The 24,633-nt window shown below is 58.0% G+C and carries 20 protein-coding genes; all 20 read right to left on the reverse strand.

All coding sequences use genetic code 11. The features are described from left to right. Window position 1 precedes the first annotated feature (1 nt). On the reverse strand, window positions 2-1,312 hold the full coding sequence (locus EUB48_RS09800; RefSeq protein ID WP_142818693.1) for a putative O-glycosylation ligase, exosortase A system-associated: 1,311 nt from the start codon (window positions 1,310-1,312) through the stop codon (window positions 2-4). Continuing rightward, window positions 1,305-2,558, reverse strand: coding sequence for a phenylacetate--CoA ligase family protein (locus EUB48_RS09805; protein WP_244618393.1), 1,254 nt, complete (start codon window positions 2,556-2,558; stop codon window positions 1,305-1,307). The genes EUB48_RS09800 and EUB48_RS09805 overlap by 8 nt, the downstream gene beginning before the upstream one ends. Window positions 2,559-2,644: 86 nt before the next feature. Then, a complete protein-coding gene (locus EUB48_RS09810) occupies window positions 2,645-3,274 on the reverse strand; it encodes a glycosyltransferase family 4 protein (protein WP_168226728.1) in 630 nt (209 codons plus the stop codon). 58 nt (window positions 3,275-3,332) lie between these two features. After that, window positions 3,333-4,604 (reverse strand): IS256 family transposase, encoded by a 1,272-nt coding sequence (locus EUB48_RS09815; RefSeq protein ID WP_142818696.1) that lies wholly within the window; start codon window positions 4,602-4,604, stop codon window positions 3,333-3,335. 41 nt (window positions 4,605-4,645) lie between these two features. Then, window positions 4,646-5,131, reverse strand: a complete 486-nt coding sequence (locus EUB48_RS09820) for a glycosyltransferase (RefSeq protein ID WP_244618394.1) — start codon at window positions 5,129-5,131, stop codon at window positions 4,646-4,648. Between the two features lie 71 nt (window positions 5,132-5,202). Beyond that, complete coding sequence (locus EUB48_RS09825; protein WP_142821187.1) at window positions 5,203-6,405, reverse strand: TIGR04063 family PEP-CTERM/XrtA system glycosyltransferase; 1,203 nt, start codon at window positions 6,403-6,405, stop codon at window positions 5,203-5,205. Window positions 6,406-6,407: 2 nt separating this feature from the next. Continuing rightward, a complete protein-coding gene (locus tag EUB48_RS09830) occupies window positions 6,408-8,354 on the reverse strand; it encodes an XrtA/PEP-CTERM system amidotransferase (protein ID WP_142818698.1) in 1,947 nt (648 codons plus the stop codon). A 5-nt stretch (window positions 8,355-8,359) separates the two neighbouring features. Then, window positions 8,360-9,535, reverse strand: a complete 1,176-nt coding sequence (locus EUB48_RS09835) for a TIGR03088 family PEP-CTERM/XrtA system glycosyltransferase (protein ID WP_142818699.1) — start codon at window positions 9,533-9,535, stop codon at window positions 8,360-8,362. Next, window positions 9,536-10,816 carry a nucleotide sugar dehydrogenase gene (locus EUB48_RS09840; RefSeq protein ID WP_142818700.1) on the reverse strand — a complete coding sequence of 427 codons (1,281 nt, stop codon included), beginning with the start codon at window positions 10,814-10,816 and terminating at the stop codon, window positions 9,536-9,538. Window positions 10,817-10,844: 28 nt separating this feature from the next. Then, window positions 10,845-12,431 carry an exosortase A gene (gene xrtA / locus EUB48_RS09845; RefSeq protein ID WP_142818701.1) on the reverse strand — a complete coding sequence of 529 codons (1,587 nt, stop codon included), beginning with the start codon at window positions 12,429-12,431 and terminating at the stop codon, window positions 10,845-10,847. Next, window positions 12,428-13,669 carry a TIGR03087 family PEP-CTERM/XrtA system glycosyltransferase gene (locus tag EUB48_RS09850; protein WP_210411724.1) on the reverse strand — a complete coding sequence of 414 codons (1,242 nt, stop codon included), beginning with the start codon at window positions 13,667-13,669 and terminating at the stop codon, window positions 12,428-12,430. The genes xrtA and EUB48_RS09850 overlap by 4 nt, the downstream gene beginning before the upstream one ends. Before the next feature lie 8 nt (window positions 13,670-13,677). Beyond that, window positions 13,678-14,739 carry a FemAB family XrtA/PEP-CTERM system-associated protein gene (locus EUB48_RS09855; protein WP_142818702.1) on the reverse strand — a complete coding sequence of 354 codons (1,062 nt, stop codon included), beginning with the start codon at window positions 14,737-14,739 and terminating at the stop codon, window positions 13,678-13,680. Continuing rightward, window positions 14,723-15,586, reverse strand: a complete 864-nt coding sequence (locus tag EUB48_RS09860; protein WP_142818703.1) for an XrtA system polysaccharide deacetylase — start codon at window positions 15,584-15,586, stop codon at window positions 14,723-14,725. Before EUB48_RS09860 ends, EUB48_RS09855 begins: the two co-directional genes overlap by 17 nt. Window positions 15,587-15,595: 9 nt before the next feature. Further along, a complete protein-coding gene (gene wecB, locus EUB48_RS09865) occupies window positions 15,596-16,792 on the reverse strand; it encodes a non-hydrolyzing UDP-N-acetylglucosamine 2-epimerase (RefSeq protein ID WP_142818704.1) in 1,197 nt (398 codons plus the stop codon). Further along, the gene (locus EUB48_RS09870) at window positions 16,789-17,895 is read right to left on the reverse strand and encodes an XrtA/PEP-CTERM system-associated ATPase (RefSeq protein WP_142818705.1); all 1,107 of its coding nucleotides are present in this window, start codon (window positions 17,893-17,895) and stop codon (window positions 16,789-16,791) included. The genes wecB and EUB48_RS09870 overlap by 4 nt, the downstream gene beginning before the upstream one ends. Before the next feature lie 3 nt (window positions 17,896-17,898). Continuing rightward, window positions 17,899-19,419: a TIGR03016 family PEP-CTERM system-associated outer membrane protein gene (locus tag EUB48_RS09875; RefSeq protein WP_168226729.1), complete on the reverse strand. Its 1,521-nt coding sequence runs from the start codon at window positions 19,417-19,419 to the stop codon at window positions 17,899-17,901. A 32-nt stretch (window positions 19,420-19,451) separates the two neighbouring features. Further along, the gene (locus EUB48_RS09880) at window positions 19,452-20,375 is read right to left on the reverse strand and encodes an XrtA-associated tyrosine autokinase (protein WP_142818707.1); all 924 of its coding nucleotides are present in this window, start codon (window positions 20,373-20,375) and stop codon (window positions 19,452-19,454) included. 7 nt (window positions 20,376-20,382) lie between these two features. Beyond that, window positions 20,383-21,957: an XrtA system polysaccharide chain length determinant gene (locus EUB48_RS09885; protein WP_142818708.1), complete on the reverse strand. Its 1,575-nt coding sequence runs from the start codon at window positions 21,955-21,957 to the stop codon at window positions 20,383-20,385. A 78-nt stretch (window positions 21,958-22,035) separates the two neighbouring features. Further along, a complete protein-coding gene (locus tag EUB48_RS09890) occupies window positions 22,036-22,626 on the reverse strand; it encodes an XrtA/PEP-CTERM system exopolysaccharide export protein (protein WP_420821449.1) in 591 nt (196 codons plus the stop codon). A 694-nt stretch (window positions 22,627-23,320) separates the two neighbouring features. Beyond that, window positions 23,321-24,484: a TIR domain-containing protein gene (locus EUB48_RS09895; RefSeq protein WP_168226730.1), complete on the reverse strand. Its 1,164-nt coding sequence runs from the start codon at window positions 24,482-24,484 to the stop codon at window positions 23,321-23,323. Window positions 24,485-24,633 lie beyond the last annotated feature (149 nt).

Below are 24,633 nucleotides of genomic sequence, written 5' to 3' on the forward strand. Positions count from 1 at the left end.
ATCAAGCGGGTCTGGCAGGGGCAGCCAAACCCGGAACGGTCTTCCAGCCCGGGGCATAGACCGGCTCGGTAAGCCAGTATTCCTTTTCAACCCATACCCGTGTGAGCACCACCATAACCATGACGTCGTAGGGCAAATCGAAATAGGACAGGCTCAAAAAAGCGCCGCCAACGGCATAGCCGGCCAGCGATACCTGGCAAAGCATGCCGAGCTCGCTGCACCAGCGAGTCTCTGGTGCCGAAAATTTTTGCCGCTTGAGCCAGCCCGCCGCACGCCAGGTGGCCGCGAGTAAGCCTAAAAACAGAAAAAGTCCCACGAAGCCGTGATTGCCGAGCACCTCGAAATAAATGCTGTGCGCGGCGCGAACACCCGCGCCCGTCTGATAAGGTGAATAAAGGGCAAATAGCTCCGGCCGAGCGCCATTGAAGCCAACCCCAAAGGGGTAGTGAAATGCGCTGTTCCATGCACTCCACCATGCACTGATCCGCCCCATTGCGGAAGCATCCTGTTGGTAATTATCAATGGTGGCCATGCGATTCACCCAGGAATCAGGCATAAACATGATGAGCGGTACTGACACAACGAGAAGTGCCAAGCCGACGCGAAGCTTGCTCTTGCTGTTCCACCACAAATAGAACGCCATGGCTGAAATCGCCAAAAGAGCACCACGCGATTGCGACCCTAAAGCCGATGCGGCGCACAGAACCATCGCGGCCATCATGCCGTGGCGTGCCCATGCCTTGTGAAGCTGAAGCTGCAGGAATCTGAGCAAGGGAATGGTCATCACCAAGGCGGCAGCAAACTCGTTGTTGTCTTCAATAAAGGAGCCGGGCGGGCCCCACACATGGAAGTCGCCACCCGACATGAGTGTAAAAATCCCGCCTTTGATACCCAACAGTGCCATCGAGCCGGCGCAGACCCACATCAGCGCGAAGATGTGTTGCTTCCGGTGCAGCAGCATCAACGAAATGATGACCATGAAGTCAATCTTCATGACCTTCTTCCACTGTGCGTAATCACCGGCTGGATCAAGTCCCATCAACCACGAGATGGTCATCCAGACCATGAACACAACCAGCCACGTCACGGGGCTGGCCTTGAACGGTGACTCGCGGTCTTTGGTTATCAGCAAACCCAGCAACACGCTGGCTGCAGCGATGGCCGCCAAAGGCGCGTTATAAGCAAAACCCCACGTGTAACGATGCGGATTCATGATGCTGAGCCAGGTCCACAGCATGATGCCGATCCAGGGGCGCCGCAGTGCTGCCAATGCGGCCACCATAACGATAGCGACGACGAGAATGTCACGCATGGCTGATCACGTACCGGAATTTGCCAGATTTTTCGGCGGGGATGTTGTCAACACGATCCACCACCACGGCCACATCAGGGCCTAGACGTTGCTTGAACTCACTGACAATCTGGTCCAAGGCGCCGGACGCAAAGTTGTCATCCGTCACCAGTAGCACACGGGTGAGCGCCCGAGATTCCTGTATCACTTTGAAAGACTTGACGCCAGCCAGATCACGTAAGATGTAAATGAGCGACAGGCCATGCATTACCGTGCCATCTGCGGCGATCACGAAGTCGGTGCTGCGGCCCTGGATGTCTTCCAACAGCGGCAGGCCGCGACCGCAGTTGCAAGGTGTAGTGCCCAATACGCCAATATCACCAGTGCGATAGCGAATGAAGGGGAATTCATTGGTTGACAGGTGGGTAACGACGATCTCACCGGCTACGCCCGGAGGTTGAACCTGCCCGGCCCCGTTGACGATTTCCACCACGATGTCGTCTGCTGTCAGATGCATGCCTCCGGCGGGACACTCATGGGCGATGAAACCGGCGTCGCGGCCGCCATAACCGTTGGCAACCCGACAACCAAACACCTGGCTGATGGTCGCGCGTTGTTCGTCATACAGGAGCTCTGAGGTGACGAAGGCTACCTTGATGCCAAGGTCACTCATAAGTACGCCGCGCTTTTGGGCATGCATGGCAATGTGGGTCAAAGCCGAAGGATAGCCAAACAGCATGCGGGGCTTGACGCTGCGAATGGTGGCAATGAACTGGTCGAGCTTGGGCTCGGACATCTCAAACGCGGGCAATAACTGGGTGCGCAGAAGTTTGTCGCGCCAGTGCTTGAGGTGGTCCTGTTTGCTTAGCTCAATGGGCGAGCCCCAGACCACGATTTCAGGGTCACCAACATCAACATCCCACCAGCGGGTGGCGCGCCACTTGGCCGCGACGTCATGGCTGATGCGTTTTTTGCCAATGAAAAAAACCAGCGGTTCACCGGATGAGCCGCCCGTGTTGAAGCGGGTCATGCCTTGGGCATGGGCGTGCCTGAGCGCATTGGTATTGGCGCGAATGATAGTTTTGGTGAGCAACGGCAGGCGTTGCAAATCGGCCGTGCTTTGAATGCTGGCTGGATCAAAGCCTAACTGTGCAAAAAGGTCGTGGTAGTAAGGCACATTGGCCGCCGCATCCCGCAAGAGATCACGCAAGCGCCGCAACTGAAAAGCCACAAGCCGGTCCGCCGGCCACCATTGGGCCTCTTCCATAAGGCGTCTTAACGCTACCGTGTCGTGGCGCTTCAAGCGCTCATGCAGGGGGAACAAAAGCGTTGAGACAAAAGACGTATACAAATTCATGTACTCCCTGTTGACCAGTGCGGTGGCTGCGCAATGGCTCGCCGATAAACATCGCTTAGCACTGGCCGCACGTACAACCAAGTGTAGCGTTGCGCCTCTTGCAAGCCAGCCTGCGCACGTTGCTGCCAAAGAGTTTTATTTGACAATAGCGCCAAGCAGGCTTGCGCCATGGCAGCTGGGTTCGCAGGCGGCACCAGCGAGGCGGTGACACCATCCTGTGCGAGATAAGGAATGCCTCCAACATTTGTACTGACCACCGGCACTCCGCTGGCCCATGCTTCCAGCACAGAATTGGGCATGTTGTCGGCCAAGCTTGGGTTGAGCATGATGTCGGCACTGCGGTAAAGCGCGGCCATGGCGTCATGCTCAAGGCGGCCGGTGAACTGCACTACACTGGTTAGCCCCATATCTTGAACCGACTGGCGCAGGCGGTGCTCGTCGGGGCCGCTACCGGCAATGGTCAGGCGGACTTGGGGAAAGCTGGCTCTAATCGTTTGGAGAGCCCGAATAGCGGTCAGGTTGTCGTACAGCGGCTCCAGGTTTCGTGCGACCACCAGGTGGGGTGAACCCGCGCGAACGGGGCTGTCTGAATTTTTGTGTTCAAGGCGCTGGGTAGACTTGTCCACGGCGGCGAGCGTCGCTTGCGACGAACGCACGCCGCGGTGGGCAAGTCGGTGCCACATCTTAAGCGGCAACCTTCGTGAAGCGATCTTCATAGAGGATCGCAAATTGGTTCATTGCCTCCTTCCAGTCGCGAGCCGCGTGGCCCCAACCAACGGTGATGTTGCGCAGTGCCAGCCAGATCAGCTTCGTGGCCGCGTCGTCGCTCGGGAAGTGCCCGCGCGTCTTGATGATCTTGCGCAGGCGCGCGTTCACGCTCTCGATCGCGTTGGTGGTGTAGATCACCCTGCGCACCGCCGGCGGGAAGGCGAAGAAGGGAATGACGTGCGCCCACGCTCGACGCCACGAGGCGACCACGGTGGGGAATTTGCGGCCCCACGCTCCCGTCTCGAAAGCATCGAGCTCGGCCTGCGCCGCCTCGGCGCTGGGCGCGGTGTAGATCGGCCGGATCGCTGCGGCCAGCGCCTTTCTGTCCTTCCAGGTCGCGTAGTCGAGGCTGTTGCGGATCAGATGCACGATGCAGGTCTGCAGTGTGGTGGCCGGGAACACGGCAGCCAGGGCCTCGGGCATGCCCTTGAGGCCATCAGTGACGGCGATCAGTATGTCATTGACACCCCGGGTCTTGAGGTCGTTGAACACTTTCATCCAGAACTTGGCGCCCTCGGTGCCCTCGATCCACAACCCCAGGATGTCGCGCGTGCCGTCGGGCAACACGCCCAGGGCCAGGTAGATGGCCTTGTTGCGCACCACGGCATCCTCCTTGATCTTCACGCGCAGGGCATCAAAGAACACCACCGGGTACAGCGGCTCGAGCGGGCGGGCCTGCCAGGCCGTGACCTCAAGCATCACAGCCTCGGTCACGCTGCTGATGAATTCGGCGGAAACCTCGGTGCCGTAGGACTCCAGCAGGAAGCCCTGGATCTCGCGCATGGTCATGCCGCGCGCGTACATGGCGATGATGTGGTCGTCGAATCCGGTGAAGCGCCGCTCGTGCTTGGGAATGAGGATCGGCTCGAAGCTGGCGTCGCGGTCGCGCGGCACCTCGATGCGCACCGGCCCTTCGCCGGTGAGCACGGTCTTGGCGCTGCGCCCGTTGCGCTGGTTGGCCCCTGCATCGGGCCTGGCGGCGCCGGCAGCGTAGCCCAGGTGATGGCCCAGCTCGGCGCCCATGGCGCGCTCGATCAGGGCTTTCTTGAAGGCCATGGAGGCCGCATTCACGGCCTCCCCGGTCATCGGACCAGTGACAAACTGGTCAATCAGTTCCTTGGGGATCTTCGGCAGCGCCGCACTCTTGGCCGCGATGGCCGCATTCTTCAATTTCGTCTTGCTTGGCATAAATGGTCCTGTAGGTCATATTTATGCCTCAAACACAAAATTCAGGACAGGCTCGCGCGAACCGGTGCGCGAGGATGAAAACGACTGAGGTCAACAATGTTCGGAACAATACCGGCCACCATACCGAATTGGGCAAAAACGCCTTGCAAAAACCCCGATGGCACAACCAATGCACGAGTCTGGCGCATCGTGAAGCGAACCAGTAACCCGGCGCGCTGAAGAAACCCTTCCGCCTCGCCACCCCGGTAATTGACTACTACGGGAACGCCACGAATGCGTGCCACCCAAACGGCCGGGGCAGCAAACAAATGCCATGACCAGCCGGAGTTGGCCATGACGTGAAAAATATCAACCTGCCCCGCGGCTCGCCAAAGACCCACCAAATAAGGGACAAGTCTGAATCCGGCGCGCAGCACCGGGACCCGACCGGCCCATCTTGGGCGATAAGGCGCGTTGACCTGGATGGTGATGACGGTTGCCCCCGCCGCCGCCAACAAGTCGGCTAGTTGTCGCGTCTGATTGGCCATGCCGCCCGAAGGGGGCGGCAGAGGGCCGATGAGACCTATATGAAGCCCGGAGAGTCCAGACAAGGCAGGCGTCATGACGCGCCTGCCGACGAGGTGTAGACGTTGGCGTAGTTGGCTACGCTGCGAGTCCAGTTGCGTTCTCCTTCCACAAAACACCTGCCTGCCGCGCGCATGGTGGGCCAACTAATCTGGTTGGCCAACAGATCAACTATCGTTTGCGTCAATGCATCAACGCTGCCCGACTTGAACAGCATGCCGGTTTCACCATGGCGAATCAGTTCCTTGTGGCCACCCACGTCCGACGCAACCAGCAAGCGGCCTTGAGCCATGGCTTCAAGGGGCTTGAGGGGGGTAACCAGTTCGGTCAGGCGCATGGAATGGCGCGGATAGGCCAGTACGTCCACCAAGTCGTAGTAGCGATGCACCTCGGCGTGCGGCACGCGACCGGTAAAAACCACCTTGTCGGCCACGCCCAGGCGCTGGGCCTGGACCTTGAGTGTCGTATCTTGCGGGCCACCGCCCACCAGCAGCACACGCACCTCGGGGCGCTGCAGCAGAATGCCCGGCAAAGCATTCAGCAGCAGGTCGAGTCCTTCATAAGCGTAGAACGAACCAATGAAACCGATGACGCTGGCGCCACTCAACCCAAGCCGGGCCTTGAGCGCGGTCTCGGGCTGGCCACCGGGTTCAAACGATTCGATGTCCACCGCGTTGGGAATGACAGTCACTTTGGGGGCGGGGATGCCGCGGCCAACGATATCGCTGCGCAGGCCTTCGCAAATGGTGAAAACATGGTGAGCGCGCTTGAGGGCGCGGGTCTCCAGCCAGCGGGTCAGGTGGTAGCGCAGGCTGCCATCCGACGTGGTGCCGTGGTCCACGGCAGCGTCTTCCCAAAAGGCACGCACTTCATACATCACCGGTATGCCAAGGCGCTTGCCCACGCGCAGCGCAGGCAGGGCATTGAGCACCGGGGAATGGGCGTGGATGATGTTAGGCCGCACTTGTGCGACTACTTGTTGCAGGCGGCGCTCCAGTTTGCGCATGAGGGCGATTTGACCCCAACCGGGTAGTCGGCCGGCCGGCACGGCCGGGCAACGGTAGAAGTGCCAGCCGTCTACGTCTTCTTCAAGCACATCGCAGCTGGTTTGCTTGGGGCTGGTGAGGTGAAAGGTTTCCCAGCCCAGCTTGCGCTGCTCGCGCAGGATGGAGAGCGTGCGAAAGGTGTAGCCACTATGCAGCGGGATGGAGTGATCGAGCACGTGGAGGATGCGCAGGCTCATGACGACGCGAGGATTGGATCGCCGCAACCTGTGGCCTCGAGAGGAGAAGGAGCGTCAACCACTTGGCGCAAAAAGGCTTCGAACATCAGCAACGTCCACAGTGGCGCGCTGTAGTCCCGAGCACCAGACTGGTGCGCCTCCACCAGATGTTCCAGGTAAACCGGGTTGAACCAGCCGGTGGCAGCCAGCCGTTCGCCCAGCACCGCGTCGCGCACGCGCTGCTTCAGGGGACCTCGGAACCAGCGTGCCAGCGGCACGGCAAAACCCATCTTGGGCCGGTATAGCACATCTTGTGGCAAGTACGGCTCCATTGACTTTTTGAAAAGATACTTGCCCTCCTGCCCGCTGATTTTGTGACTCGACGGCAACGTGGCGAGCCACTCCACCAGCTCATGGTCCATCAAGGGCTCGCGCACTTCCAGAGAGTGCGCCATGCTGGCGCGGTCCACCTTGGTGTTGATATCACCGACCAGATAGGTTTTGAGGTCCAGGTATTGAATCAGGGCCAGTGGGTCGTCGGTGCCGGCCTGGGCCGCGTGGCGGTTGAACACCTCTTGCGCGTCATAGCCGGCCAACGCCGACTTGAAATTTTGGCTGAATAGCGCCTCTCGCATGGGGCCACGCAGAATGGAAACGGTGTGAAAGTAGGCCTCCACCGAGGTGCGCGCCAGCCCCTCAAAAGTGGTTTTGGCGCGAAACATGCGCGGTGCCCAGTCGGCCTTGGGGTAGAGCTCGCCCAACAGGCCAAATACCGGGCCGCGCACACTCTGCGGTATGGCGGCGCGCATGCGCTCTTCCATCAGATGCAGGCGATAGCGCCGGTAGCCGCCGAAGGATTCGTCGCCACCGTCCCCCGACAGGGCCACGGTGACGTGCTTGCGCGCGAGCTGGCAGACCCGGTAGGTGGGAATCGCCGAACTGTCGGCATAGGGTTCGTCGTACAGGCGCGCCAGCGTGTCGATGAGGTCAAAATCATCGCTCTTGACGATCTCGAGACGATGGTTGGTGTGGTAACGGTCGGCCACGGTTTGCGCAAACGCAGACTCGTTAAAGGCCGGGTCGTCAAAGCCGATGGAGCAGGTGTTAACGGGTTCTGGCGACAAGCCAGCCATGACGGCGACCACGGCGCTGCTGTCCACCCCGCCCGAGAGGAAGGCGCCGAGCGGCACTTCGGCAATCATGCGCAGTCGCACGGACTCTTGCAGGCGCTGCACCAGCTCGGCTTGGGCATCGGCCCCGGAGATGGGGTTGTCCAGGCTGAACCTGACGTCCCAGTAAGCTACGGGCTCGCCCATCGGCTGGCCGCGCACAATGGTCAAGGTGTGGGCGGGTGAAAGTTTTTTGGCCTGCTTGAAAATGGTGCGTGGCTCGGCCACGTAACCCAGCGCAAAATATTCTTCCACGGCCAGCGGATCAATGTCGCGGCGCAGGCCGCTATGGGCCAGGAGGGACTTGAGTTCGGAGCCGAACAGCAGGGTGCCGTTATCGAGCAGCGCGTAATACAGGGGTTTGACGCCCAGCCGGTCACGCGCCATGAAGAAAGTCTGCCGGTTGCGGTCCCACAGCGCAAAGGCAAACATGCCGCGGAAACGCTTGGCACAGTCGGCCCCCCAGGATTCCCAGGCGTGAACAATGACTTCGGTGTCGCTCTTGGTGTGAAACACATGGCCCAGGGCCTGTAGCTCGGGAATGAGTTGCTGGTAGTTGTAGATTTCACCGTTGAAGACCACCACGACGGAACCATCTTCGTTGAATAGCGGTTGCTGCCCGGTGGCAATGTCGATGATGGACAGGCGCCGATGGCCGAGACCCACGCCGGGCTCAATGTGCAAGCGACCATCGTCCGGGCCGCGGTGCAATTGCGAGTCGTTCATGCGCTGAAGCACAGCGCTGCTGATAGCACTGCTGCCGCGGGTGTCAAAGATGCCGGTAATGCCGCACATTGGGTTTATTGATGTTGCCGGGCGGATCGTACAGGGCACAAGCGGCGCAATTGCCGGTCATACACCCGCTGGTAGGTCGACACCATCACCTGCAGGCTGAAGATGGTTTGCGCCCGCTGACGACCTGCCTGGCCCATGTTGCGGGCCCGCTGAGGATTGGAGGCCAGCGCCACGAGGTGCAGGGCCATGGCCCGGGGATCAGAAGGAGAAGTAAGGGATCCCGTCTGCCCCTGTAGCACCAGGTCGGCGTTGCCGCCCACGGCCGTGGCGACTACGGGCAAGCCACTGGCCATGGCCTCCAGGATGGTGTTGGAAATACCCTCTGCCAGCGAAGGCAGCGCAAAGGCATGCAAGCCACGCATGATGTCGGCTACATCAGTGCGCTGGCCCGGTAACCAGGCCATTGCGCCCAGTCCCGCTGTGTCCAGCACATTCTGTACCTGTGCGCGTAACGGGCCATCCCCTACCATGATCAGGCGTACGCGTTGCCTGAGTTCAGGGACAAGCGCCATGGCGTGCACAAAAGCATGTGCCAGCATGAGTTGATCCTTGACGGCTTGCATGCGGCCCACGGTACCCACCAGCCAGTGCTGCGCCGGGTCAAACGGGCAACCAGCGATGGGTTGCGGGCCATCCTGCGCCGGCCGAAAGCGATCAGTATCCACGCCATTGCACGTCTGCGTGATAGCGTCTGGTGAGACATGTACCTTATCAACCAGATAGTCCGCCAGATCGCGCGACAACGCTGTGTAGTGGTGAACAAAGGGCTTGTAGAGCCGTCGCATGCGCTGGTAGGCAACATTACTGCCGTCCAGGTCCCCCACGTCGCGGCCATGTTCGCCGTGTATGCGAACCGGCACGCCAGCCGCCCAGGCGGGCACCTGCGCTTCCAGCGCGGCGAGGTTCCGGCTGTGCACGATGGTGGGGCGCAATTGGCGGAATAAGTTGAACAGCCTTGGGTACTGCCAGAAGCCGTGACCCGGTGGCTTGTGCAGCGAGATGAAATCGACGTCGGTACGCTCAATACGCTGACGGAAATCGGTGACCTCAGTCAACGCCAGTACCGTATGCCGGTATGCGTGCGCCGGCATGTGATTGATAAGATTGACGATACCATTCTCAAGACCGCCTGTGTCAAAACGATACATCACGTGAAGCACCAAAGGGCGTGGGTCTGGCATTTACAGGCGCCAGAGTCTGTAGCCGGCGCCTTCGATGGCATGGCGGTCGAAAGCGGCCTTGACGTCGATAAATGCGCCCCCCCTGACGAGTTTTCGACCAAAGTCATCAACAGTCAGCGCGATAAATTCGCGGTGAGCCACGGCGGCCACAATCGCGTCGGCCCGGGGCAAATCGTTCCATGGCAGCAGCGGGACACCATATTCGCGCACAGCTTCATCCGACTCGGCGCGCGGGTCGGTCACACACACTTCTACACCATAGGTTTTGAGCTCATTGATGATGTCAATCACCTTCGAGTTGCGCAGGTCGCCACAGTTTTCCTTGAAGGTGAGTCCGAGTACGTTCACTTTGGCGCCTTTGACATAGCTGCCGGTTGCGATCATGTGCTTGATGGTCTGCTCGGCAATGAACTTGCCCATGCCGTCGTTGATGCGTCGACCCGCCAAAATGACTTGCGGGGTGTAGCCCAGCATTTCGGCCTTGTGGGTCAGGTAGTAGGGGTCAACGCCAATGCAATGGCCGCCCACCAGGCCGGGTTTGAAATTAAGAAAATTCCATTTGGTACCGGCCGCCGCGAGCACCCCGGTAGTGTCGATACCGAGCTTGTCGAAGATGATGGAGAGCTCGTTCATCAGCGAAATATTCAAATCACGCTGCGTGTTCTCGATCACCTTGGCGGCCTCCGCGGTTTTGATGTCCGATGCGCGATGGACGCCAGGCAGGATGATGGTTTCATACAGCGCAGCAACTTTATTCAGCGTCTCAGGGGTGTCGCCCGCCACGATTTTTAGGATTTTGGTGAGGGTGTGCTCTTTGTCGCCGGGGTTGATGCGTTCAGGCGAATAGCCCACAAAAAAATCCTGCTTCCACTTCAGGCCAGACTCGCGCTCCAGTACCGGAATGCAAACTTCTTCGGTGGCGCCAGGGTAAACCGTGGATTCATAGACCACGATGGCCCCTTTTTTCATATGACGCCCGACGCTGGTGCTGGCGCCAATGAGCGGGCGAAAATCAGGGATGTGAGCATTGTCCACCGGCGTAGGAACAGCCACGACGATGATGTCGGCCTCGGCCAGCAAAGTGGGGTCTGCGGTGTAGACAGCATGGGGAGAAGCCTGCATTTCATCGTCCGTCAATTCACGGGAGGGGTCAACACCTCTCAGGCATGACTCAACTTTGAACTCGGCAATATCAAACCCGATGGTGCGAAAGTGTTTGCCAAACTCCACCACCAGAGGCAAACCCACATAACCCAAACCGATTACGGCGACCACAGACATCACAAAACCTCCAGGAAATTATTAAAAATCATTGCTGCCGGGTTTTCAGCAGAAGCTCGTTGATGACCGTATAGTTCGTCGCCAAAAAAGACGCCAGTGCAGCTTCAGCGCCTCCGGCCTGATTTTTAGGGCTGTAAACAATGATGACTGCAGAGTCATCGCCTCGCCCCGTCAAACGATAAAACGCACTATAGGCTTTGGCAAGGTAATCACTGGCGGTCAGCGTGCCGTTGACCCAGTATATTTGCCATGCCACCAGACGTGGTGGGTTTACTTGCGAATAAAGGTCCGTTCCACGCAGTTCGGCAGCCCGCACGTCCACCGTCTGCCCGCCCACAGTAATGGAACGACTGCCGCTGGCAACCTGAGCCCATTGCGGATCCTTGCTGACGACCAGGACGTTGCTGGAACTGACCAGCTTGCGGTCGTAGTCCTGGTGCCGATAGTAGCCCACGTATAGCCCAACGGTGTGGTCCTGGCTGGCATAACTGCTGTTGATCTCGGCGGACGGGTTGTGGAACGCAGGTTTGAAGCCTGCTCCAACTTGAGGCACTTCGTGCCAGTCGCCGGCCAGTGCCCGGGGCGCGGTAAGTGATACCTGCGCGTTGCCTTCCGCCCGGTCTATGCTCCATAGCGCGATATGCGGCAGTGCCGCCAGTAGAGCAAAGCAGGCAGTGATGGTCCAGAGCTTTGCAGGACTGAAAGGGGGTGCGGTGGATTGCCTTGCCTTTTCTGCTTCGATCGTCTTGTCGGATTTGTCGGGTTCGGCCCAGCGTATGCCAATGGTGAACATTGTCATGATGACGAAACCAAAAAACAGCCAGCCATAGATCAGATGGTCCACGCCGACGGCAAGTTTGTTGCCAGAGAGGTTTGCCAGCATGACGATCATGTAAGCACGTATCCAGTTGGCAATGACTGGCACCAGAATGGAAACCATCACAAACAGGACCCGGCGCTTGGTGGAATAGTAGTTCAGATACGCAAAAAGGGTGCCTACCGTTAGAGATGCGATCAGGTAGCGCACGCCGCTGCACGCCTCGATCACGGACCAGGAGCCCGAAGGTATGACAAATTGCAGGCCTTCACGGTAAACCGGAACGCCGCTCAAACGTAACGCAGAAACGGTGAAATCAGCGGTCCACACCATGAGCTGGGGCATGACAAACTCACCGATGGGTACCGCGAAAAACAGAAAGCCCAGCGGGAAAAGGATGAGCCGCGTGACGGGCCAACCCAGCACGGCCGGCACCGCCAGAACCAGCAGTGATACAAGCGCCAATTGCGTGACGGCGTTGACGGCTACCAGGTCACCCAGAAGCCAGCCGAATACAACACAGGCTGCCAGCAGTACAACGCCTGGGGCCGGTTGCGGTGCTTGTCCTGCCATGCGCTGGCGTTGACGCCAGATCAGCCACAGTGTTATCGGGGGCACCAAAAAAGCATGGGTGAAGGTTTCAGACCGGGCCCAGATGGTCACCATGGCGATGCCGGTATCGCGGTAGAGAAACAAAACCCAGGCCAGCAGCAACAGCAGCGCCGACAAGGCATGGCGCCAGGGCGGCGCCAGACGGGCATTGTCCTTGGGCGGGTGCAGACTGGCGGTTAAATTCATGCGTTGCCTTGTGCAGGAGACTGGTCGCTCAGATGTTCGTCCAAACGCCCCAAATGGGCATCCCAACTGTAGCTTTGGACCACGCGCCGCCGGCCAGACTGACCCACCGCGGCTGCCCGGACAGGTGCTTTCAGCAACGCATCAATTTCGCGGACAAAGTCGGTGGCCTCTGCGGCAGAGATTAGTTCTTCGCCGGGTCGGGCATCTATCGCTTCGACACAGGACTGCGACGCAACCACGGGGCGAGCCATGGCCATCGCTTCAAGAATCTTGTTTTGTATGCCCCGCGCCACGCGTAACGGTGCAACAACAACGGCAGCGTGTTGCAGGAATGGCCGGATGTCTGGCACGGTTCCGGTGACCACGACAACGCTGGATGCCAGTGCCAAAACGGCAGGCGATGGGCTGCGTCCGACGATGTAGAAGCACAACTGGGGCCAAGTCTGACGCAGGAGGGGAAGGATCTGTTGCACAAACCAGGTCACGGCGTCGATGTTGGGCCAGTAGTCCATGGCGCCAGTGAACACCAGCGGCATTTGCTCCGGGTGCACATCCGTGTCAGTAAAGGGCGAGGCACAGGCCGGGTCGGGCGAAAAATAGTCGGCATCAACACCGTTGCTGATGACGCCAACCCGATGGGCGCTTTCGGGGGCCATATTACGAAACAGGGCGGTTTCGTTCTCGGTGACAAAAAACGAGCGCTGCGCGCGGGCCGCGACCGCGCGTTCGTAGGCCAGCATGCGCGCGCCCTCACGCCGGTACAGCCAGGACAGCGGCCATTTGTGGCTAGCCGCATATTGCGTCCATTTGGCGGAATCCACGTCCACAAAATCAACCAGCAGGGGCAGGATGGTGTTGCCAGATGCGCAAGACACGTATTGCGCCATCACGGAAGAAAAAACGATGGCCGCATCCATTTTATGGGCTACCAACGTCTGATTGACCCACGCTTGCAGGTCGGCATCCCTGTAGTAACGCAGACCGAGCGCCTGATGAGTTAACAAACCGGTCAAGCTGCGCAGCCTGGCTGTGCGAGGGTTGAGCCGCGCCACATACAGGTCGGGGCAGATTGCACGCACGGTGTCCAGATAGGCTTCGTCCGCAGGATCGTCCACAAACGTACCCAGAAAAACACGGTGTCGTTGGCTCAGGTGTTTGAGCAGATGGTAAGAGCGAACCTTGTCGCCCTTGTTGGGAGGGTAGGGCAGCCGGTGCACCAGGTAAAGCAGGTTACTCATGGTGGCGATCAGCCGAGATTCCTGACGACAAAGGGGCCCAACCAGTTGGCCAGGCCGATCGGCAAACGCCGCCACATGGCAATCAGCAACTTGTACCTGGCGTTGGATGGATTGTTTTGCGGGATGGCGTCACGCTTGTAAAGGCAGTACTCGTAGTGCAGTGGCCGCGGGTCAAAGCCCCAGTTCTTCTTGAAAGCGTAAGAGCCTGTGTCCCGCTTGCTGCGGCCATAGTCGAATACCCTGAGCCCGCGCTCGCAAGAGCGGCGCATCAATTCCCAGTACTTGAAATCGTTGGCCGCCAGGTTGCGGGCAGATTCATCGTCGCCCGCGTAATAGGGCAATACCTCATCACGAAAGTAGAAGCTCAATACGCTGCTCAACGGCCTGCCATCTGGCGCGACAATGGTCAACACTTCGCAATCAGCGCGAAACTCCTCCATCAGAGCCTTGAAGTAGCTCTTGGGCATGGCAGGTGTGCCATGCCGCAGAACGTTATCGGCATAGAGCGAAAAAAATCGATCTGCACCGCTGTCAATTTCGCTGACCAAACCGTTCTTGATTCCTTTTCGCACCATAGCCCGCTGCTTGCGCGGGATAGCCAGCAGGTTGGCCTCCTCAGAAGTCAGGATTTCCTTGCGGAAGCTGACGTACAGGTCTTGTGTGGGCCAGTCGGCGTGCCGCGGGTTGACGTTGCGCAGTTCAAGGTGCGCCACGCCGAGACGTTTGGCGATTTTTTGAGCCTCAAACTCCAGGGCCTCTGCTGCCTGTGGGCTGAGCGCCGCGACGCCGCCATACACCGCGAATGGCAAACTGGTCAATGAGTTGCCAAACAACCAGCTATTGACATGGCCGAGAGGCAGAACACCCTGGATTTGGCCGTCAGCCTCGGCATACAAAAAATAAGTGTCATGATCAAAAACATCACGAACAATCTTCTGCCAACCCGCGCGATGGAAAAAAGTGGCCTCGGGACACGTGATCACGAAGTCATCCCACCGCGCTGCCGTGGCGAGATCTTGGGGCTCCAGGCGCTTGATGGTCAGCAGGGAAGGCTCAGATAACAGGGCCATGTTTGATGAACTTGTCCAGAAAGATGTGGTCCATGCGACCCCATTTGAAGTCGCCCAGCAATCGATTCAAACGACCTTGCATGCGGCCGATGTTGACGTAATGCCGAAAACGTGTCTTGCGGCTGATCCCCGGTATGCGGGGCTGCCCGATGTCAATCTCCCATGGATGGAAATAGAAAATGCCCGCCTCACGGTCACGTTCATTGACCCGGCCGAGCATCCAGCGCGACAGGGCGTAAGGCAATAATCTGAAGTAGCCCCCTCCGCTGGACGGCAGGTTGCGGTTCAACACCCGCATGGTGGTGATTGGAATTTCTATGAGGCTTGGCCGCACCTCATGGGCAAACCGTGGCGATTCCGGCATGCCATAGTGATCATGCCGAATGGGGTAGACGCTGGAGCTGTAGCGGTAACCAGCCCGCACCAGGCTGTCAAAAGCCCAGAGGTTGCCAGTGCTGATTGAAAAACTGGGTGCGCGATAGCCTTTGACCTCACTATCCACCAAATCCTCCAAGACAATTTTGGCCAGATGAATATCGGCAAAAAAAGCCGCTTCAGTTTGGTCGGTTGCACGCTCGTGGCCATACCCATGGCTGGCCAATTCATGCCCTTCCTTGACAATCTGGCGCACCAATTGGGGATAACGCTCGGCAATCCAGCCCAGTGTAAAGAAGGTGGCCTTGATATCGCGACTGGACAGCATTTCAAGAATGGCGTTGACGTTGCGCTCTACACGGCATTCACGCGTGCTCCATTCGGAGCGTGCAATATGTGTCGCAAATGCCGAGACTTGAAAATAGTCTTCAACATCGATGGTCAACGCGTTGGTGATGGGAGTGACCGGCATACCGATTTTCTATGTGGCAAGCGATTTCAGGGCTATTCCAGATTGACTGGACATCAACCATTGGTACAGATCTGCCGCAATACGTTCGGCGGCGTGGCCATCCCAGAATTCAGGCAGGCGGCCACGCTTGCCCCGTCCGGCCAAAATTTCCTGTACCGCGCCAAGAATGGCAGCCCGGTTGCGGCCTACGAGGAGGTTGGTGCCTTGCTCCACGGTGATAGGGCGCTCGGTGTTTTCTCGCAGAGTCAGGCAAGGTACGCCTAGCGCCGTGGTTTCTTCCTGCAGGCCACCCGAGTCGGTGAGTACCATGGCGGCGCCAGCCATTAACCCCAGCATCTCAAGGTACCCTTGCGGTGGCAGCAACACCATGCGCGCAGGATCAACCAGGTCCTCCAGACCGAAACGGTCAATGTTGCTGCGGGTGCGGGGATGCAGGGCAAACACCAACGGCAGGCTGGCGGCAACTTCGGCCAAAACCCCCAGCAGGGCGCGCAGGGTTTCAGGTTTGTCGACATTGGAAGGGCGGTGCAGGGTGACCACGCCATAGCCCATTGGATGGCTCAACACCAGGGGATTGATGTCGCAGGCGCGCAAAGTTTCCGTCGCGCTGCGGGCGTTTGCCCGGCCAAAAACCACCGAATCAATCATGACGTTCCCCGCAAAGCAAACGCGCTCAGGCGGTATACCCTCTCGCACCAGGTTATCTTCAGCAGTGCGTTCTGTGGTATACAGCCGGGCAGAGATCTGGTCTGTGAGGATGCGGTTGATTTCTTCCGGCATGGCCCGGTCGTAGCTGCGCAGGCCGGCTTCAATGTGCACCACGGGCACGCCTTTTTTGACCGCAACCAGGGCGCAGGCCAGCGTCGAGTTGACATCGCCAACCACCGCGACGCAGGAAGGCTTGTGCGCATCGACAACTGGCTCGAACCGGCGCATAACTTCTGCTGTCTGGATGGCATGCGTGCCGGACCCCACTTCAAGATTGGCATCCGGCCGCGGCAGGCGCAGGTCCTCAAACAGGCGGTCGTTCATGTCTTTGTCGTAATGCTGTCCAGTGTGTACCAGCAATACCGGCATAGGCGGAATGTGTGCCGCCATCGCCCTGAGAATGGGCGCCATTTTCATGAAGTTGGGCCGCGCACCTACTATGCAAATGACCGGACCCAAACCCGCGACTGGTGCTTCCATGATCGCCTGATTGCTCATGGATGCCCCTCTTGGCTGGGTTTTCTGACCGCTGCGACAAGCTTTTGCAGCATGGAGAGGATTTCGAGATTGATCCGCTCCAGGCGAACCACGCTAAGCTCAAGGCGCCGTAAGCGGCCGTCATATTGTTCAACACCCAAGGCGTCAATCTGACTGGAGATGGAACCTGCCAAGCCGGGAGTGAGCTGCAACTTGGCGAGATCAACATCAATTGGTCCGGCTGCTGTCAGGCCTTGACTACCTGGATTTTCCCGCGCCGGCCTTTCCCCCGGTGCCTTATGGGAGTGCGTCGCCGATTCGTCGTGAATTTCGCTCGCGACGTTATTCACATCCTGGAGCTCGAAGCTGGTTTTGTTATTCAGAAAGCCAAATAACAATAAGCGATCACAAATCAGATTGATACGCCGGGGAATACCCCCGGAGGCTTTGAAAATTGCCTCGAAAGCGGCTGAGTCGAAGGTTGGGCGCCCCGTCGCGCCTGCGCATTTCAACCGATGCTCAATATAGCCCTGTGTCTCATCCGAAAGCAACGGCCCGATGTGGCAGGTCGCGGTAACGCGCTGCCTGAGTTGTTGCATGGTGGGGCTTTGCAAAATGGTACGGAATTCAGGCTGCCCCACCAGAAACGTCTGCAGCAATGCTTGTTGGCCAAACTGGAAGTTCGACAGCATGCGCAACTCTTCCACCGCCCGGGCGGTGAGGTTTTGCGCCTCGTCAACGATCAGCAAGCAGCGTTTGCCCTGGCTTGTCTGGTGGAGCAGATAAGCCTCCAGTGCCATCAACACTTCGGCCTTCGAGGCATCTTTAACCCGCACACCAAACGCAGCAGCCACCATGCGCAAGGTGTCTTCGGCATCTAGCTGCGTAGTAACAAGGTTGGCGGCTACGACTTTGTGCGGGTCCAGGCTGGCGAACAGGCCACGCACAATGGTGGTCTTGCCGGCTCCAACCTCACCGGTGATGACAATGAAACCTTCATTTCGTTGCACGCCGTACTCGAGGTAGGCCTTGGCTCGCCGGTGTTGTTTGCTGCCGAAATAAAAACTCGGATCAGGGTTGAGCTGAAAAGGCTTGCTGCTTAATCCGTAAAAGGCTTCATACATGGGTCAAAACTGCATGATCAAAGTGCCGAAGGCCGCGGTTTCAGTGTAAGGCGCGCCGCCGCTAGAAACGGCGCGGCGAACTCCGACGGAGGCTGTGGTTTGCTTGCCCACTCTGCCAGTGACATTGAGATTGAGCAGTCGCAATTTTGTGCCTTGAACGCTTGACAGCCCGGAGGTGTTTTGCTGCGACGCAAGAATACCCAGCGAGTAATCGGGCGTTAAACGATGCGTGTAATTGACGCTGAGGCCGCGCTGGTTAAAGAAGAGGGAATTAGTGAGGGCGTTGGAGACCGTCGATGACGTATCGATTGGGCTGCTTTCGATTCGTGTGGCCATAAACGTGATGGTGTCTCGCACACCCAGCAGCGCAAATGACAGGTTTTGGCTGTGTTGCAGGGAAACCGCTGACGTCAAAACGCTACTGACCGCAGTGGCATTCGGACTTAGCCCATTGGCTTGCAAAAATGCATTGACCAACTGTGCGCGCGCTGCCGGGTTGGGCTCGATGGATGCAAACTGGCCATACAGGAGGTCGTAAATGGATCCAAGGCTTACAACTCCAAGCTGGTTGGGCGTTTGTAGAATGTCTTTTGAATCGGTGAACTTCCACGCGGTGCGTCCCGTCCGGTGCTCAAAACTCAGGTTGTGCGAACTTCCGAATGAACGATGTTCCAGGGATGCTGACAATGTGGTCAACTCGGACGGTGTCCAGTTCACCGCGAAACCGCTGTTGCCGTAGCTTTGCATGTCGGCAGTGGTGTAGTTATTGCGTTCCCGCCCGACGTTGGCAGACACACGCAATTGGGGCGTGACCGTGTAAGAGGGGCCAACAGTAAAACGATCAGCTTGAACGGGGAGGCTGGCGCTGTAATCAAATTTTTGCTGGCTGGCATCTGCCATCCAGCCCAGACCGCGGATAGCGCTATCGCCGCTGATTTTGGCAGAGCCTTCGGTCGAACTCACATTTCCAAATCCACCGGCATCGCTGTTGGTGATTGCCCGACTGTAACGAGCCTCATAGCTGGCCAGATCGCCCAGCCGGCCGCGTACATAGGGTGATATTCGATAGCTGGAAACCTCGGTTTGATTGGTATTGATGGATGTGTTGCTGATTGACGGGGTGCCAAAAGCCGAGATGGCCTGTCGCGAAATGGAGCCACTGAAATCAATATAGGCCCAGTTATCAATCGCCTCCAGCGTGCCAGCCGCATTGAGCGCGCGTTGATACTGGTTGGACGATGAGTTCTGGGCATATGTAATCTTGTCCAGGGAGTAGTCCAGATAGCCCTTGAGTCGACGGCCCTGACTGTCGATGCGGATTCCAGGGCTGATCTCGGAGACCAGATCAGACTGCGGATCGACGCTGCTCAGGCCCACGTTGTTTGTCAGGGTTTCGGTAATCGAGACACGAGGCACAATGGACAGCGTCCGGATCGGGCCCGAGTCAGAGCCGGACTCCTGAGCATATGCTGCAGTGGACGCCATTACCAACCCAACGGCCAGCGGCACCGATTGGGCCGTCATTCGTAGAGTCCATAGAGAACGCGAACTGCGCATCATGGCTTGGGCTGACGTCGAGAATAGTCGGGTCTGCTGCTGCTCATGCCCGAGCCGTACCCGTATCCGTACCCATATTCGTACCCCTCTCGGGAAACGGCTCTTGCCTGATTTAGCAGCATTAACTTGACGGGGCACGCCTCAATGGTGGCCAGTGCATGCCGAACCTCTGACTGCAAGGTTCTTCCAGCCTGTACCACCACCACCACCTGACCCATATGAGAAGCCAGCGCTCGCGCCTCAGTTGTGAGAAGAAGCGGTGGTGAATCAAAAATGATGATGCGGTCAGGGTAGCGATTCGCCATTTCATCGAGTAGCCGGATCATTGCATCGCTGGCCAGCAGTTCAGTGGCGCGGGCGTGCGGCGTTCCAGCAGGCAGGATGGTCAGCTTATCGATGTTTGTTTTCAGCAGCATGCCCGACATGTCGCTGGACTCACCCAGCACCAGGTCGAGCAAACCGGGACCTTCTGACAGCCCCAGTACTTTCATCACGGAGGGCCGCGCCACGTCAGCATCCACCAGCATGACCGTGTAATCCAGTTCGGTGGCCATGCTCATCGCCAGATTGATGGCCGTAAAAGTCTTGCCTTCACCAGCCAATGCACTGGTGACCATGATCAGGTTGCCGTGGGCAATGACAGATGCGCCTTTACCCATGGCGTTATTGATCAGCGGACGTTTGATCACCCGGAATTGATCCGCAATTTGGGATCGTGGCGCGTGGGGACTGACGATGCCCGCTGCGGCGAGTGCCTCCAGATCAATGTCAACACGTCGGGACAGAAGGGCGGGCTGGACCTCGCTCACAGGTCTCGGGGCTGCGTCAATCGCTTGAGCCACTTCAGGCCTTGCAGGCATTTCAGCGCCCGCCTGGCGAAGCTGCTCCAGACGTTCTGCGGCCTGTTCAATCAAACTACTCATAGTTGATTCATCCTGCCCGCCCGGACATCATGGAAAATATGATCATCCCGGCAACAAAAGTTGCAACCAGCCCGCCTGAAGCGCCCAGGAACTTCTTTAAATCGGACTTTTCCTGTCGTGCCTCCGAGTCGTCCATGACCATCGAGACAACACCCACCAATGGCAAGCCTACCGCCTCCCTCAAGGAGCGAGCATCGTAAAAGACGGCTCGCAACTGGCTGGCGATAAAGGTGACTGCAAGCCCGGCACCCAATGCCGCCAGCAGCGCCAGAGGCAGCAGCAGCAGACGGTTGGGCGCCACCGGTTTGGGAGAGGCGCGTGGTGGATCAATCAAACGAAAGTCTGCGACGCCTGCGGCATTGTCCAAATCACCCGATAAGGAGGCCGACTCCCTTCGGGCCACAAGATCGTTGTAGTGCTTTTTATTAATGTCGTAATTACGGTTCAACTGGGCATACTCAGCCTCAATTTCCGGCGCTGTTTTCATCATGTTGCGCGCCCGACTGAACCGCGCCTCATATTCCGCCACTCTGGCTCGCAAGGCAGCAACCTGTACCTCCGATGTGGCCAGCAGACGGTTGAGCTCCTGATAAGCCAGGCTGTTGCTGGATACCGGTGCCGGATTCGCCATTGCAGCTTTCCGCAATTCGTCTACCCTCTTTTTCTTTTCAGCTTCCAGTTCAGCAATGAGTCGCCTGGCTGCGATCACGTCGGGATGCTGTTCGGTAAAACGCTGCAACAGATCATCAAGGCTGTGCTTCTGCGCCTCGATTCTCTTGTCTAGCTCAGGAGTGGCAATTGACATGGCGGATTCCTGTAACAGGCTGCGCGATGTGATATCGGCGTTCTGCGCTTGTTCTGCCTGCAATTGTTGCCTGGCCGCGTCACGCGCGTTCTCGGCCTCACGCAAATCGAGCCGGGCCTGACTCAATTGAGCGCTCACGGCACTGAGCTGGCCGGCCATGTCGGTACCGTCGGCACTCTGCAACTCGATATTGCGGAGTTTGAATTCCTTCAGGCGCGACTCGGCCTCTTCGAGCTTGGCCAGGTAGGTTTTGATTTGCTCGTCGATGAACTGCTTGGCCGTGTTGGAGTCCTTGCGTGTGTCCCCCAATCGTGATTCCACAAAAATGGACACCAGTGACTGGACCACCTTCTTTGCCTTCTCGGGGCTGGTATCGCGGTACGACAGCACATAAAGGTTGTCCTGGCCGACATTGTTGATTTGAAGGTTTTTCATCAGGCTGTCAATCAGCGCATCCTGTGCGGCCTTGGACTGGGTTTTCAGGTCCAGGTCGGCCATGCGTACCAGCTTTTCAACGTTGGGACGGCTGATCAGCGTACGACTTAGCATCATCACTTGCTGCTCGACGTTGGGCTGCACCGCCAGGCCCGACATCAAGGGTTTCAGGATGGACTGCGTGTCCACAAAAATGCGGGCCGATGCCTCATATTTGTCAGGTACCGACAGCACCACGAAAGCACCGATCGCAGTGACCACCCACGCAACCAGCAGGCCCAGCCAGCGATACTTCCACATACCCCTGGCAGCGGTAAATACTTGGCGAATCAACTCATCCATCGGATCAAGTCCTTGCAGTCAGGGTGCGGCGCTGCAATACCTTCGTCAAGCGAAGCAGCAAACAGAAGAATGCCAACCTTAAAACCACCCTTGCGGAATGATCAGGATGTCGCCTGGCTTCATTTCAACATTGGCAGATATGTCGCCGCGCTTGATGAGATCTTTGAGCCGTACTGAATATCGCTTGTTGTTCTCGGACGCACGTGTAATGGAAGCACTATTGCCGGCAGCGAAGTCGGTCAGGCCACCCACCGCGATCATGACGTCCAGCACGGTCATGTGTTGCTTGTAAGGCAGCGTCTGGGGTTTTGCCGCCTCGCCAATTACCCGTATTTGCTGGCTGTACGGGCCCACAAAACTGGTAACAATGACGGTAACGACGGGGTCACGTACGACTTTTCCCAGCGCCTTCTCGATGTCCCGGGCAATTTCCTGGGAAGTTTTGCCTTGTGCAACAAGCTCATCGACCAATGGGGTCGAGATTTTTCCATCCGGGCGGACCGGAACCGAGAGGGAAAGCTCGGGATTGCGCCAGACAATAATATTGAGCACGTCGCCAGGCCCCACAACATAGTTGTAATCCGGGGTGGCCGCGTCGACCGGTGCGGGCGGAAAAGCGGTTGAAAAACCAGCACACGCAGACAGCACGCTGGCAAGCGCGCCCAGCAACGCCCAGCGAAACACAGTCGTGGTAGCGATCGAAAAGCTTTTCACAGCGTATCTCCCAATAAAAGATGCAACCAGACGGCAACACGAGTTGCGACTATATAACAGTTGCCAGCGCCGTCAGCGCAAAACGGTGCTTCGCTCGATCAGAGGTGCGAAATGCGTCACTATTTCACATTTTTAGTGTATCTATCTTGGGTTTGAATTCGATGACAACGCCTGTTGACCATGCGCGTAGTTCATGCTTGCGGCGCATGGCCGACGGCCCCGGCGGCGCAGGCGATGGAGTTCATGCGGCAGTATCCGGCGCAGGAATTTGTGACTGCAGTTCCTCGATCGGGTGTCGAAAACCACTGGATATTCGACCGCGTCTAACAAAAAAAAGCCCGCTATTCAAAAAATAGCGGGCTTTCAAGTGCTTGTGCGGCTTGTAGTGGCTCCTCGTCACGTGCGATGCTGAGAACTGGGAGTTAGGGTTTTCCATTACTTGACAATTGGCTGCCGCGCCACCGTAGGCGTGGTAGCTTGTCCACAAAATCCACAGGCCGAAGGCCCGGCGACCCCCCGGAGCTTCGCTCACTCAGGGGGTGGGAGCCGGGGAACCTGTGGAGGCTTGTGGGCAAGCGAGGTGAAATGCGGAGGTGATTCGCCCACGTCGGGCCTTGCCACGTTCCTGACTTCCAGAAGGTTTTACCCTCTACCTGAACTGGCTGAAGGTTTTGAGCAACTTCATGGTCGATTCATAGTCGAGCTTGTCACCCTCAAACTCACACCGGTACAGGCCTTGCAGATTTGATGGCAAGGAAACGCCTTTTTCCACCAGGAGGATCATCCGTTTCCCGTATAACGCCATGGCGGCACCGATTTCGATCAGGACGTTGTCGTTGAGTTTCACGTGCTCAAGGCCATCCTTGTCGGTGTACTTTCCTTCGGCTCCCACGTGAAGGACGCCGGCAGCGCAAGAACGCATGTCTTCGAAAACCTTTTCGGGAACGGGTATGGCCGTGGCCTCGCGTTCGACCGAAACAACTGGCTCAAAACTACCAAATGTCAGAAGCTCCTTTATTTGAGCGACTATCGCTCGCTGCTTCCCATGAGTGATGAACACCCGGTTACCTTTGGCGTCGAAGGTTTGTTGGGCTGGGAGGCCTGTGGGCGGGGGCGACCCGGCCGACGAACTGAGGGCGGACTCTTCCTCCGTTGGCAAGGTGTTGCTTGAATCTGCGCCAGCGGACCGATCACTGAGGTCTAGCGTGGCGGCAGGCCTGGGTACGCCCGGGGAGTCGAGGTTAACAAATGGCCCGGTTGGAGTATCGCGAATGATTCCAGCGTAAGTACCGTTGGCCTTAATTATTTCGATCGCAAGGTTCGTCCTATCGCTTGGGAGGCCAAGCGACTTCAGAACGTTTACGGCGATGACGTCGCTGGGAAGCTTTGCGCGGCGATACTTCTCGAAGAATTCCCGCAATAGGCGCGGCTTTAGAATCGCTTCACGGCGAGCGACGATATCTTCGCCTTCGGCCTCTGGAGCGACTAGTTTTTTGCCAAGCGGAGTGAGCTTCATGACGCTTGCATTGATGCCGCCGTCTGTTAGTCCGTACGCAATTGAGGCGCCGCTCAGCGTTTGCCAGCTGCTGCTTGTAGGACTAATCCCCAAGGAGAGCGCAACGTCTGGAGGGGACCCCGAATCTCCAGCAAAATCATCGACGAGAGCAGATGCGATCCTCTGCGCCTGTTGAAGAGTTGCTTGCGGAAAATCGGCCTGCCTAAAATAGACACGTTTTTCTTCAACCTTTGCCGGCGCGACTTTAGTAGTGGATTTCTTCAAAGTCTTCGTCGGCATGTCCTTCTTTTGTCCCATCTTGTCTCCCCTAGTTACCGATCTGCTGGACGGGTGCGAATGCCCCATCCCCCCGTTCAAGTAACACGGGGGGCTATAAATACAAAGCACACATATTAAGGCGTTTGTTACGTCCTGTCATCCCCGGCCCCCCAGCGGCTGGTGGGGGG

This window comes from Rhodoferax sediminis (assembly GCF_006970865.1).
Lineage (GTDB): Bacteria > Pseudomonadota > Gammaproteobacteria > Burkholderiales > Burkholderiaceae_C > Rhodoferax_A > Rhodoferax_A sediminis.